The sequence below is a fragment of the Photobacterium sp. SKA34 genome (assembly GCF_000153325.1).
GTDB lineage: Bacteria > Pseudomonadota > Gammaproteobacteria > Enterobacterales > Vibrionaceae > Photobacterium.
In genome coordinates this window covers 1,202,045-1,215,364 of sequence record NZ_CH724141.1, presented here as the reverse complement: position 1 = coordinate 1,215,364, position 13,320 = coordinate 1,202,045, and the positions used below count along the sequence as shown (strand labels likewise).

Annotated in this window: 8 protein-coding genes and 1 pseudogene; 5 read left to right on the top strand and 4 right to left on the bottom strand. The window is 37.6% G+C overall.

The window, feature by feature from the left end; translation table 11 throughout:
- The 3 genes and pseudogenes from SKA34_RS23295 to SKA34_RS06830 all read right to left on the bottom strand — a co-directional run.
- Positions 1-522, bottom strand: a pseudogene (locus SKA34_RS23295) (sodium:proline symporter); the annotation flags it as partial.
- A 1,201-nt stretch (positions 523-1,723) separates the two neighbouring features.
- A complete protein-coding gene (locus SKA34_RS06835; RefSeq protein WP_006644762.1) occupies positions 1,724-5,692 on the bottom strand; it encodes an AsmA family protein in 3,969 nt (1,322 codons plus the stop codon).
- 190 nt (positions 5,693-5,882) lie between these two features.
- Positions 5,883-6,686: a MurR/RpiR family transcriptional regulator gene (locus SKA34_RS06830; RefSeq protein WP_006644761.1), complete on the bottom strand. Its 804-nt coding sequence runs from the start codon at positions 6,684-6,686 to the stop codon at positions 5,883-5,885.
- Positions 6,687-6,843: 157 nt separating this feature from the next.
- Between SKA34_RS06830 and murQ the strand changes: the two genes are divergently transcribed.
- Complete coding sequence (murQ, locus tag SKA34_RS06825) at positions 6,844-7,743, top strand: N-acetylmuramic acid 6-phosphate etherase (RefSeq protein ID WP_086004115.1); 900 nt, start codon at positions 6,844-6,846, stop codon at positions 7,741-7,743.
- Between the two features lie 80 nt (positions 7,744-7,823).
- Here murQ and mltC read toward each other — a convergent pair whose 3' ends face one another.
- Positions 7,824-8,957, bottom strand: coding sequence for a membrane-bound lytic murein transglycosylase MltC (mltC, locus tag SKA34_RS06820; RefSeq protein WP_006644759.1), 1,134 nt, complete (start codon positions 8,955-8,957; stop codon positions 7,824-7,826).
- A 646-nt stretch (positions 8,958-9,603) separates the two neighbouring features.
- Here mltC and SKA34_RS06815 point away from each other — a divergent pair.
- The 4 genes from SKA34_RS06815 (at position 9,604) to SKA34_RS06800 (ending at position 13,300) form a co-directional block, all read left to right on the top strand.
- Positions 9,604-10,368 (top strand): TerC family protein, encoded by a 765-nt coding sequence (locus tag SKA34_RS06815; protein WP_006644758.1) that lies wholly within the window; start codon positions 9,604-9,606, stop codon positions 10,366-10,368.
- A gap of 619 nt (positions 10,369-10,987) precedes the next feature.
- Entirely contained in the window at positions 10,988-11,620 is a 633-nt protein-coding gene (locus tag SKA34_RS06810) for a DUF1919 domain-containing protein (protein WP_006644757.1), read from the top strand.
- A 377-nt stretch (positions 11,621-11,997) separates the two neighbouring features.
- Positions 11,998-12,444 carry a GNAT family N-acetyltransferase gene (locus SKA34_RS06805; RefSeq protein WP_006644756.1) on the top strand — a complete coding sequence of 149 codons (447 nt, stop codon included), beginning with the start codon at positions 11,998-12,000 and terminating at the stop codon, positions 12,442-12,444.
- Between the two features lie 616 nt (positions 12,445-13,060).
- The gene (locus SKA34_RS06800) at positions 13,061-13,300 is read left to right on the top strand and encodes a hypothetical protein (RefSeq protein ID WP_006644755.1); all 240 of its coding nucleotides are present in this window, start codon (positions 13,061-13,063) and stop codon (positions 13,298-13,300) included.
- Positions 13,301-13,320 lie beyond the last annotated feature (20 nt).

Genomic DNA, 13,320 nt, shown 5'->3' with positions numbered 1-13,320 from the left:
AATTGCGGTATAAACCATTAAGAATATGGCTCCAATCCAAACTGCAGTGGTGTAAGGAATATCAAATAAAGTTTGAATTAAGAAAGCACCACTAACAAAACCTGCAGCAGCATAAAGAGTAAAGAACGTGAGTATAACGACTGCTGTCATAAAACGTAGGGTACGGTTACCACTACCAAATCGAGTATCAAAATAAGAGGGAATAGTTATCGCATCGCCGACGTTTTCGGTGTAAATACGTAACTTTCGCGCGACAAAGCGCCAGTTTAACCATGCGCCAATGGTTAAACCAATAGGTAACCAAATTTGATCTAAGCCTGAAACAAAAACCGCACCGGGAAGGCCGAGTAATAGCCAACCACTCATATCTGATGCACCAGCACCGAGTGCAGTAACACCAGGGCTTAAACTACGGCCACCAAGTACATAATCTGAATTACCTTTCGTCTTTCTTGCTGCGAAAATACCTATAGCAAAGATGATGCAAAAATAGATCGCGAGAACGACATAATAAGTAAACATTGAATTTCCTGTATTGCTTTACCTGTAAAGCCAGCCAATTAATTGGTTTGGGTGTTAGGAGTACAAGTACATTTATTTTTTGTTTTATTTAGATAGCTCAGAAATAATTATTTCATAGTTTTCGAATCTGACTAACCCGTATAGGCACTGTAATAAAGTGCTTCATTCTAAATAAAACATGATGATTGCTCTACTAAATAAAATACGGGTAAAAAATGTGTTATACAAATAAATAACACCATTTTGGTTAGAAAGTGAGCAATGCTGTGTGAAATTTTATATAAAGTATATGGATTTAAGGTGAAGAGGTGATGATTGCAATTAATACATAGTAATTATAATTGACTATTTAGCTGTTTCATTGATGATAAATAAACGAATAAGGTTGAATTTATTGATAGCGTAAATTTAGCTATTAAAGCTACAAAATAAAAAACGATTATTTAATTTATAATAAAGTTATTCATCTGATTTAAAGATATGTCTGTGGTTTATTTCTACCGATATTTTCTTATGTAAAGCTAACTTCAGTATTCGTAATAGTTGTAGAAAAGCATGCAAGAATATAGTCTTGTTCGATTTCATTATGGCTGAAGCCTTCTAATGCGAATGTACAATCAATCACTTGGTTAAAATTGTTTCCTATAGCAATAAATGGGAATATAAAAATATTCTATATGAATGCTAGTTTTTATGTTTTTTAAATGGGAAAAATTCAGTTTAGTAAGTGATTACTATAAAAACGCCAAAAAAATAACGGTATTGCACCGAAGATGATTGATTGGTGAGGTAGGTTTTGAATAAAAATCATAGTTTGGACTGTTAGTAGGAATAAAAGCCACACAGTACTTATTTTTTTAAAAGCAATTTATTATAATGTAGTTATATTACTAATTATAAATACCAATAGAGTTTGTTATGATCCGCGCTTATGCTTACTTTTCTAAAAAGCACCCTTTGGTACATAAGTTTAATATCTTATTTGTTTTTTCAATTTTTATTTTATGCACTTATCAATTACTCGAAAATAGTAAGATTAAATACTCGTTTGGATTTATACCGTTCATATTTTTTCTCTTTATATTTGCTAAGGCCTCAACCTATAAAAGCAAGTATTTAAGTGATAGATAGCAATGTTCTGTAGTCAGTAAAGAAAAAGACCCAGTATGCTCTGGGTCTTTTTTGTTGTAACAACGAATACTTATTTTTGTTGCCAAATGCGTTCACATTCAGCCGAGCCATTCGCTGTGATGGGCTTTTCAAATAGCCACTGCAATGGTGCTACTACAGGGCTAGTAGTAAAGCGTACTGATGTTTTTAAAATAGCGGACAGTGGTACATTAAAGTTGAATTTATCAAAGGTGCCATGAACATCAACCGGTGTTTGTAAGCTAAAAATTTGGGCTTTTTTCGATTTTGGTGATAAATACAGATTAAAGTCTCGATTTTTGTAACTTGCATTAAAAGCACCATGTACTTGAATACGGGAAGTATCAAGCAATAAATCACGTTGCGTCATGTTGCCATTTTTAACATTAAAGCCACCTGCTACGCAATTTAATACGGAATGATCTTTAGTGACAAATTTAGGTAATACAGCATCGGCTAAACTTACCGCCCATAAATCAATTAAGTTTGCTTGAAAGGCTTTAGGCCAAGCAGCAAAACCGATAAAACCGTTAGCGTTATTCATTAGGCTATCTGGTGTATTTGCTAGACTATTAAGATTAAATTCAAAGCTGATCTTACCATTCATGTCGGTTTTTGGATCGATTCGACGAGCAATAATACCGTAGTCAAAGTTCTTCACTAATCCATTAATATGGATATCAAACAGCTCTTTTTGTGCTTTAACCGAGCCTTTAATATCAATATTTCCGCCCGGTAATTTAATGTGCAGCGGGTTTAAACTCAGTAAACCGTTATGTAATGTCCAGTCTAGTTTTCCTGCGCCTAACCAGTCTTTACCTGAGCGTACTTCACCGACATTGAGTTTGAAATTAGCATCCAGCTTATTTAAACCTTCAGGGCTAAGAACAGGTACAGGTTTATCGACTGTTTTTGCTGGTCTTGTTTTTTCTTTGCTGTCTTTAGGTAGCCATACTTGCCAATTTTTAACTTTAAAATCGTTAATTTGAATGAACGGCGCGCGAAGATCTAATGATACGGTTGGGCGATCTTGGCCTTTCATTGGTGGTAAGAAATCACCTTTACCTTGTAATTTACTGCTCCCTACTTGAACCAGCATATTACGCAAATGGTAGCCGACTTTATCGGTTGAAAGGGATGCAGCAACCGTCACTGGACCATACGGTGGTAGCTCAAGACCGGTAAACGCATTAAAGCGATCTAAGTTAGGCGTTGTTGCCTTAAAGATTAAATTTAACTTTTGTGGATTAATGGGTAGCGATACATCAGATTCGGCATTGAGTGCAATATCACCGACATTAGCCGTTAAGGTAACAGGCACCGATTTACGCCCATCATTGGCTTGTTTCAGTGATACAGAATCAATCTCAATGTTAACGGGCTTATTTGCAGCTTGGCCAGAGATAATCAAGTGAGTTGCAGTATCGGGACCTGTAATAAACTTACCCTGACGAAGTGCGACATCAAAGGCTTTGCCTGTGTAAGTATCTGCAACACGCAGTTTACCACCGTTTAGTTGTGCTTCGACTTTAGCCTGTTCCATTAACTCAAGCACAGTACGACCTGATAACGACAAAGATAATTTAGCGTTATCGAGTGTCATACCAAGATCATTGGTCACATTGAACTGTTTTAAAATTTGACCGATATTCGGCTTATCTACCCCTAGATGGAGTTGAGATTGGATAGCGTTATTATTGATATCCAGTGAAATATCACCTTGGTACAAACTTCCCGCATAGCGAGCACTAAAAGGGGCTGGTTTTAATTTACCGTCACGTAACTGACCACTAAATTGGGTGCCATCAATTTGCTGATTTGCCCAAAGCATTTTATTGATACCAAGTTTGACATCAGCATCGGCAATCACGACTTTATTACTAAGTAACGGCATATCAAGGTTCACACCTTGAGTTGGTACTGTTTGCTCAACAGTTGGCACTTTTTCGCGATCAACAAATTGCCCTAGCTGATTGAAATTTAGGGTATCAAATTGCGCATTAAGCGTTAAAAATGGCGTTTTAGTATTTTGCTTCCATTTAAAATCGACCTTACCTTGGCTTTGCATTAACGCCATAGTGGGGATATTTAATGTTAGCCAATCGCCGGTATTGGTTAGCTTTCCTTTGAAATCGATTTTGCCATGCATAGATGCACGTGTACCCAGCCATGGACTTAGTTTGCCTGCATCTTTACTGTGTACGGTTAGGTTTAACCAACTGCCTTTTTGCCAATTGGTTTTTACAAATTCACCTTGTGCTTTTATGTCAACAACAGGGCTGGAAAAGTGTAGTAATGGCATCCAATTACGGTGGTTAATAATATCGGATAGTGTACCTGCTTTAGCTGTGATCTTAACGGGAATATCCATGATCTGACCTTGGATGTCAGAGCTAAATGGCTGCTCCATACCAGAGGTTAGAGCTGCTTTATCAATGGCAAAAGATGCTTTGGCTCCCCAGTCAATATGCGCTTTATCGATATCGAGCGAGAGCTGGCTATTATCAATCCACTCTTGAAGCTTTGTGCCTTGGGTCGTCAGCTGTAGCTGAGCCTTATCAAGATGTCCTTTTGCATCTGGGATCCCTGAGATCCAACCTGCCATTTCACCTAATTGAGAGTCTTGAGCGCCTAATTTCACATCAACGGTTGATGTCCATTGGGTGGCATCAATATCAGCCGTGCCACGAAATGGCACATCAGCAATATTGGCAGTCATTGGAGCGTGAAGTTTACCTTTATCGCCTTCCACTTTAAGCGAGATATTATTAACCGGTGTACCTAAGCCTTTGATCTCATCGACGGATAGATCAAGATGAGTTTCTGTTTTAACAAGCCATTGATCCAGTGCTTTTTGTAGGGGCGATTGTTGAGGTGCTGCCGCTGCATAACCGACACCGTACATAACCGGAGGCTGGGGTTGTAACCATGGGCGCAGATCGATTAACGGAATATTTAGCTTACCGTTAATATGATTAAGATCTTTGGCGTTTTGAGCCAATGAAATATCAAGGAAACCTTTAGCAGACGTGATAGGGCTCGTTAGCGCGATATCAGCCAGTGAAATGCCTTTGCTAGACGCAGTAATTTGGGTTGTTAGTGACATTGGTGCGGCATGACGCAAATCAATATCAAGCAGGGATTCAAGCTGCGCGGTATCAACCCAATCAAGTTTTACGTTGGCTTTTGACGGCGTACTACTGTGGAATGGATGAATATCTGCATCGATATTGAGTTTCGCCCCAGCAAAGCTGCCTGTTGCGTCTAATTTGCCTTGTTGCTCATTAATCAGTGATTCTAAATCACCCGCCAGTGAAACATCATACTCATTCCCCATGGCATTACCTTTCGCTTGTAAAAGCCATTTATCAGGTTTGGTTAACGCTAATTGATCTAAATATACGTTGGCATACTGTCCGGTATGTTGATCTAAATAATCAACCGATACTTTTTCCGCTCGAATATTGTTGCTCAATGCCAGTTTAAACGGCGTTGATTGAGTAGTCTCTTTCGGTTTTTCACTCGCTTGCTCGGCAAACACCCAGTTCGCTTTCCCTTGATTATCTTTTGACAGGTGTAATGAAATGTCTTTGAGATCCAGATAGTCAATTTTTAGGGTATGAGATAGAAGAGGCAAAACAGAGATTTTTGCACCGATGTAGCCTGATTTCAGCATCGGTTCCCATTTCATTGCTTCAGTATTGGCAACGGTGACATCGCTTAACTCAATTTCAGGGCTGAATGATAGGGTCAGTGACATGTCACCACCAATGGTTGTTTCACGATCTAAAGTAGAACTTAACCATTGGTTGATATCATGTCGGTGGTCAGCTAAATCGATCTTAACCCCATAAGCGAGTACCCCAGTTGCGGCAATGATAGGGGTTAGTATGGCAATAGAAGTCCACTTCGCCACTTGTTTTAGTTTGTTTTTTTTAGGCTTTTGTGTCGGTGGCTGAACCGCATTATCCTGTTTTTCAGAGGATGAAGCTGTCTCAGCTGGAATGCGTGATTGCGTCATAATTGGTCAGAGTTTCTCTAATGAAGGCGTGCAGCATACTGGCATCGTGCGAAAAAGCGATTTTTAATCGGTACTGCAGATTGCTGGCGAAGATATACTGCCAAAATAATATAGTCACACAGTATACCAAAAACAGGGTTCCCTTTATTGCGTCTTTAAAGGTAACAAAAAGTAAATTAAGCAGTTTTAGTTATTGCTGTAAGGCAATACAAATGATGTCGGTCAGCGTTTGTTGTGCTGCTAGGTGTAAATTGAAATGCTGATTTGCAATACTATGCAGTGGCGGTTCACAAATTACATCGAGCTTCATATCAGCAAGGGAATTAAGCAGTAAATCATCGGGTGTGCTTATTACAATAATACCAGCGCCACGAAGCTTAGCAGCATGGGCTGTAAGCTGTAAAATGGGTTGTTCACTATTATTGCTGATCACAAAAAGCACGTCTTGCTCTGTTAGTGTGTTGGCGATGGTACTTTGCAGCGCATGATCTTTACTGTGAATAACAGGTAAACCTAAGGCTAGCAACTTATCATTAAAATCACGGGTGATAATGGCATTTGCTCCCAGCCCGACGAGTTGAATCCGTTGGGCTTGGCTTAACCGTGCTGCAATATCGGTCAGTAATTGAGTATCAATAGCTTTGGTTGTATCAATAATTGCATTGGCTTTTTGCTGTGCCATTTTACTTAAGCTACTCGCAAGCGTGTTATTGGGCTCTGGTTGAGTCGATAATTGATTCAGCACATTACCACCGATGGTATTGTGCCTTGCTAATTCTTCACTGATCGCCATTTTAAAGGCAGGGAACCCCTTAAAACCAATACGCTGAGTAAATTTTACAATACTCGATTGACTAACATTGGCAGCTTTCGCAAGTTCTTGTGATGACAGCGAAACCACTAATTCAGGTTGTGCTAAAACCAAGGTCGCAATCTTTTGACCATTAGGGGAGAATTGTGATTGTAGGTTGGCGATTTTATCAAGTGCAGTCATAGTAATAACAGTTCGAGCATTTGCCTTGATAATAACCTGAAAAACCCTGAGTTACCGTGATATTTACAGCGTTATGTTAATCGCGAACAAGAATATAGAGCCAGATATGCTTGTTGATTATGATTAATAAAGAATGAATAAAACTAGGATGAAAACCTTGAAGATTGATCTGACCCAACTTGTTACAGAAAGTCGCAATAAGGCAAGCCAAAACATCGATATGTTATCCACGGTTGATATGCTGAAGGTGATCAACAATGAAGATAAAAAAGTCGCGTTAGCGGTTGAACAAGTATTACCTGAAATCGCGGTTGTCGTTGATGCTATTGCAGCGGCTTTTCAACAAGGTGGACGTTTAATTTACGTTGGCGCAGGCACGTCTGGTCGATTAGGTATTTTAGATGCAAGTGAATGTCCACCTACTTATGGTAGCAAGCCAGAGCAAGTTGTCGGCTTAATTGCTGGTGGTCATCAAGCAATTTTAAAAGCGGTAGAAAACGCAGAAGACAATCGTGAAATGGGCGCACAAGATCTGATTGATCTTAACTTTAATTCAAAAGACGTTTTAGTTGGCATTGCTGCCAGCGGACGTACCCCTTATGTGATAGGTGCGATGGAATATGCAAAATCACAAAATGCGATGGTCGCGTCCATTAGTTGTAACCCACAATGCCCAATGGCTACACTGGCAGATGAAGTTATCACGCCAGTGGTTGGGGCAGAAGTTGTAACGGGTTCATCACGTATGAAAGCAGGTACTGCGCAAAAGTTAGTGCTAAATATGCTGACAACAGGGGCGATGATCCGCGTTGGTAAAGTGTATGGCAATTTAATGGTGGATGTTGAAGCGACCAACGCCAAATTGGTTGAACGCCAGAAAAACATTGTGATGCAAGCAACTGAATGTAGCCGTGATGAAGCTGAACACGCATTAACTGCCTGTAATGGTCATTGTAAAACCGCGATTGTGATGATTTTAGCTGGTGTTGATGCTCAAACAGCCGCAGACTTATTAGCGAAAAATAACGGATTTACTCGCCAAGCGATCCAAGCCTAACGATACAAAACACAAAGCCCTATCTCGATGGTCGATGATAGGGCTTTGTTTTATACCCAAGTGACTTGGGTATATACAGATCATAGTGACTGAAATTCTTTTTGGAAGTTCAGCACTTTTTCTAAGTATCGGCGCGCTTCAAGTTTCGGATGTTTATTGGTTAATGCCCAATAAGCTTGATCTGGTTGTAATTGATTCAACTTATCCATAGCGCGTTTTCTATCTGTATCAAATGTTGATAATAATCCGCCCGTACCGCCATTGTAGGCTGAAATCATACTGTAATGCTTAGTGGTAGGATTTCGCACTTCTTTTAAATAACGATTTTTAAGAATATAAAAATAAGCCGTACCCGTATCGATATTGTTTGCTGGATCGAAGAGGTAATCTTTGGTTGGTATGCCGGGTTTGTTTTTCACCAGTTTAAACACATCTGCACCCGCTGTTTTCGGGATCACTTGCATTAAACCGTAAGCCCCTGCATTACTAACTGCAAAAGGGTTAAAACTACTTTCTGTTTTTACAATTGCATAGATAAGCTCTTCAGAAATACCGTATTGCTTTGATGCACGTTTTATAATATCAGCATATTGGTATTCGCGTTGTTCAAGGTGATCGCTAACCATATCTATTTCAACAAAATAAGCATTTCCACGTTTTAATGGTTTCATTTTCAGCTTATTTTCAATTAAATAATCCGCAAATCGCCCAGCACGCCAAGGCCATTGAATATCTTGGTTATCTTGGTCTTTAACTTGCCCAAGTAAGAAAGGCTTACCGTTTAATGGAATCGATTTGTCACTGAACAAATCCACTTGGGATGGATCGGCTGGCATTAGCAAGGTTTCTTCAATCGCTTTTCTCAATGTGGCTTCTGGTGCGTATTGAGCAACAGTTGAAACGTAAATTTTACCGTTATCAAAATCAATGTGCGCACGCGTACGATAACCATCAAAGTATTTCACATAACGGTGTTTTCCTGCTTGAAGGAATTCGTCATCGCCCCATTGCTTTTTTACTTGCACACCAAGATAAGCCAATAATGCCTGCATGGCTTGCTCATTATTCACATTACCTGTGTTTATATTTCCACCATTGATATTCCCGTTTTGGTTGGGATAAGTGGGCTTGCAGTTATAGAGACATTCAACTTGGTTTGATGAACACCCTGCGGCAAGTAAACAGGTTGTAATAATGAGCAATGCTTTTTTCATGGTTATCCTTACCACATATTTCCGTGATTAATGGGTATTGGTGGCATCACGGATAGCTTTATTAAGATCTGACGTTAAATTATCGACAAATTTACATTTGCGTTATTCTGCAAGTTGTTTGCGTTCACGTGCTTTTTGATCGACATAGCTATTCCAACGATTTTCTACATAGTCATCATCTTTGATGTTGTTCCATGAATTTTCCAGGCGCTCTCGTTTCTCTTTTCTTTCTCGGATCTGACGTTTCGACTGCTGAATGCTGTTTTGCAGCTTTTGTAAGTCATTATCTACTGAATTTAGCGTATCGACCAGATCTTTGGCTTGAATAGATGCTGAAAAATGCTCATAAATACAATTTATGTTTCATTATCTTTCTATGGCCAATCAAAAGTAAAACATATAGTTTACATCTTAAGGGGGAGGTTTCAATATTATTTTTACAGTGTATTTTTATACTGCAATATATAGCAATTATGGATTAGTCATACGGTAGGCGTCACTTACATGTTGTTACAAAATCTCAATTGTTATTTGTAACGGTTGTGGTTGAATGGCGCTACTTTAATTTTAAGAGGTATAAAATACATATGGACGACCCCACGAGTTGTTCTCTTTTCCTAAACTCCTTTGTTAAGGAGTCTATTCAATGCTAGATCTTTTCCTTCAACCTGAAGCAATGATGATATTTGCGACCTTATTTGCCTTAGAAGTGGTATTAGGTGTCGATAATATTGTATTTATTTCAGTGCTATGTGAGCGATTACCAGCACATCAACAAAAATTGGCCCGTAATCTAGGTATTGCACTAGCTGTTGTTGCGCGTATTGGCCTTGTGTTCTCAATCAGTTGGGTTATGTCATTAACTCAGCCATTATTCTCTATTGCTGGTTCACCGTTCTCTGGTCGTGACTTAATCATGATTGGTGGTGGTGCATTCTTATTAGCGAAAAGCTTAAAAGAATTGTGGATGTGTTTCTCTGGTGCTCATCACCAAGAAGCCAGCAAAGTGCGAGCAGGTATTGCTTTAGTTTTGCTACAAATCGTTGCGGTGGATGCGGTGTTCTCTATGGACTCTGTGATCACAGCGGTTGGTATGACAAGTGAAGTACCACTGATGGTTGCTGCTATTTTAGCATCAGCAGTCGTGATGGTACTGTGCGCTGAGAAGATCAACGATTATGTATTGCGCTATCCGGGCTTGAAAACATTAGCACTACTATTCTTAGTAATGTTAGGCGGTATGTTAATGGCTGAAGGTTTTGCGATTCATTTGAATAAAGGATATGTGTATTTTGCGATGGCATTTGGTTTATTAATTGAAACCTGCCACATCCTATTGAAAAAGCGAAATAAGACAGTTATTCGTCGTATTTACCCACAGCAATGTGGCTGGGCAGTTAAATTAAAATAACCGCGTATTCGACAGATAATATAAAAGCAGAGCCTATGTGCTCTGCTTTTTTTATTTTTGCGGTATGAGTTTATCTCATTTATTTATTGTTGTTTCTAACAAAATGGTTTAGTTATATTTAACTAAATTGAAAGTCCTTTCGCATGTATAATATGAGTCATCACAGGCTTAATTTTTTAGCGTATTAACTTATTTCTGCCCCAAAACTGTTTAGATCAAATACTTATTCATATCGTATTAACGTAGTTTTAGGTTAGTTTTTATCAGGCTAATTTATCTGTTAGATAAACGTCACTTTTTAGGGGGCATTCGTAAACAACGCATGGTGAAAAATAACATCATTAGCAAAATTAAAACGTCAGATTTGTTCTCGTTTTATTAGCTTTTTAATTATACAAATTAATGCTTTACTGTACAGCTCTCTTGAGCTTCGTTCATGAGGTGGGTGAAAGGTGGCCTTATGTTAAATAGAGGTGATTTTGACAAAAAGTCATATTCTGCAATCTATTAAGTGATAGGTCTTTTAGGGCTTAAACCATTTCCGATAGTGACTATTTTTTATGTCGCAAGTATTGTAGGATAATCCTTCATGTCAATATGTTAGGAAGCGGAGCCATTAATGTTTTTTTTAATAAAAAAAATAGTTAGAAAAGTTAGGGGTAACTTTGCAAAGTTTTATTTAATAGAAAAAGACTTTTCAATTATTAGTGATAACTGTTGGGGGGGGTCTATGTATCAATATTTTGATATCCCTTATAAAACTCCATTTGTGGGTCTATTTGTTTTTTCTCCCGATTATATTAGGATGCTAAAAAAATTAGATTATTATCTTAATAGTGATTTAAATTTTATTAATCCAAGTGAATCCAAGTACAAAGAAGAACTTATAAAATATAAAACTTATGGAACTTATCCTATAGCGCTACTTGGCGGAGATGTGGAAATTCATTTTTTACATTATAAAACGAATGAAGAAGCACGTGATAAATGGTATCGAAGGTTAAAAAAATTAAATAAGAATAATCTAATAATAAAGTTTTGTGATAGAGATCTGTGTACAAGTGAATTAATTCATGAATTTGATCTGCTGCGTTTTAGTAAGAAAGTGATGCTTTCATCTAAAAGCTATAAAATTAACTCTAATTTACAGTTGAAAGGTGAGGAGGGAAATGAAGTTCAAAATGAATGGAAGTCTTTTTTAAAAACAACGTCACCAATATCATTTTTAAATAAACTTCAAAATAATAGATAAACCGTTTAGCTTCTAGTGCGCATAAATAGAGTTAATGTTAAATGACTGTCCATAGTGGCAGTTTTTACCTTGAAGATGCTTTATAGAGAAGTTATCTATACTTTTCCTAATACCTTCCAACTCAAATAGAGCTAATTCTCTAACTCATTTATGTCCAAAAATGAGCTGGTATAGTGGTATATAGAAATTGGCTGAGATTTCACTGCTGCTGATGGACTAACTCTTATATAAGTATTAGTAATACAAAAATCGTAAATGAGGTCATAATACTTATTAATTGAATTGGTTATAATTGTTTACTCTATGAGTGTACTCTTACGTAACACTGAGAATACTTATGAATATTCTGTTATGTGCTTTCGAAGGAATAAGTAAAGTTGAACAAGATTATATTCAGAAATTGCGATGAAAACAGTCAGTCTTGGATTGTTCTAGAGAAGCTATTTCAAACCGTATGGCCTAATTTTTTATTTGCAGACACATACAAACTAGAAGTTAACCTTCCACCGGTGCTTGTCGCAATCAAAGATAATCAAGTTATTGGAGGCCTAGCATATTCACGCTTTAAAGAGCCCCACGGTGATTCTGAAGTCATTTGGTTTAATGCGGTATTTATTTCTCCTGAGTGGCGTGGTCAAGGTATAGCTAGTGAGTTAATCAAACGTGGTGTTGAACAAGTATCAGAAGTGTTTCAAAGTAATTTGTATGTTTATACAAATGTAGCGCCGTTGTACGAGTCTTTAGGTTGGTCAGTAATTAACATCGAAAGTGATAATAATCATATCGTTATGGGAGTACCACTTAAGCCTCAACTATCCGTATAAAAAGAAAATTAAGAGAAATTAACAACGCTTGGCGTTCTTTAGATTTATAGTTACTGCACAATAAGTTAAGTTTTAGTGATGTTCTCACCTTAACTTGGTGTTGCTCATAGTCTTCCTAATACCTGCTAACCTAAATAGTCTAAAACACTATTTGTCCATACATGAGTTAGCAGCAATCACAAGATCGCGCACCAATGTCACACCTTTATTGATCACAACATTGCCCGTAATCCACACATTTTCCTCAATAGTAATAGAATCACAAATGGTTTCCCAATTACGGTGATTGAGGTAGTTTAAGTCATGGCCAGCACAGTAAAGCTGGGCGGTTAAAGTAAAGTAAGCATATATTCGACAAATGATATAAAAGCAGAGCCTAGGCTCTGCTTTTGTTATTTTTGCAGTATAAAACCTTCATCGTTTATTTATTGTTATTGGTTTATCACAAAAGCTAGTTAGCTCATAAATGCAGTTATACTCTTAATATCCATTTGTGCTCATTTGATTAAAATTTGTAATTAACATTTACACACACTTTAATGCCAATAGGTTGTTGAATCACGGCGTGTCAATAATTAACATTGATATGGTGATAGTTCATTAGAGGGATATGAATATGTATAAATTTCAATTTTATAAAAAAGATGAAGTCTTATTACATTTAAATGTGGATAGCCCTTCATATTTAGAAGAAAGTGAACAACTCATTGCTCAAGGGTTTGAGCTTAAATGTGCCATTGTAGAGGCTGAAAATAGTCAGCTAGCACATGAAAAATTTAAGATTAAAGAATTAGAAAATTTTACGAAAGCAGAAGTGCTGATAAGAGTTCTTTCTGCAGGAGCTGGTGGGGAGTAAATCTAAATTTTTAGCATATA

Excerpts from the sequence above, each read along its gene's own strand:
- SKA34_RS06835 (WP_006644762.1), bottom strand. The coding sequence starts at position 5,692 with ATGACGCAATCACGCATTCCAGCTGAGACAGCTTCATCCTCTGAAAAA.
- SKA34_RS06830 (WP_006644761.1), bottom strand. The coding sequence starts at position 6,686 with ATGACTGCACTTGATAAAATCGCCAACCTACAATCACAATTCTCCCCT.
- mltC (WP_006644759.1), bottom strand. The coding sequence starts at position 8,957 with ATGAAAAAAGCATTGCTCATTATTACAACCTGTTTACTTGCCGCAGGG.
- SKA34_RS06815 (WP_006644758.1), top strand. The coding sequence starts at position 9,604 with ATGCTAGATCTTTTCCTTCAACCTGAAGCAATGATGATATTTGCGACC.
- SKA34_RS06810 (WP_006644757.1), top strand. The coding sequence starts at position 10,988 with ATGTTTTTTTTAATAAAAAAAATAGTTAGAAAAGTTAGGGGTAACTTT.
- SKA34_RS06800 (WP_006644755.1), top strand. The coding sequence starts at position 13,061 with ATGTATAAATTTCAATTTTATAAAAAAGATGAAGTCTTATTACATTTA.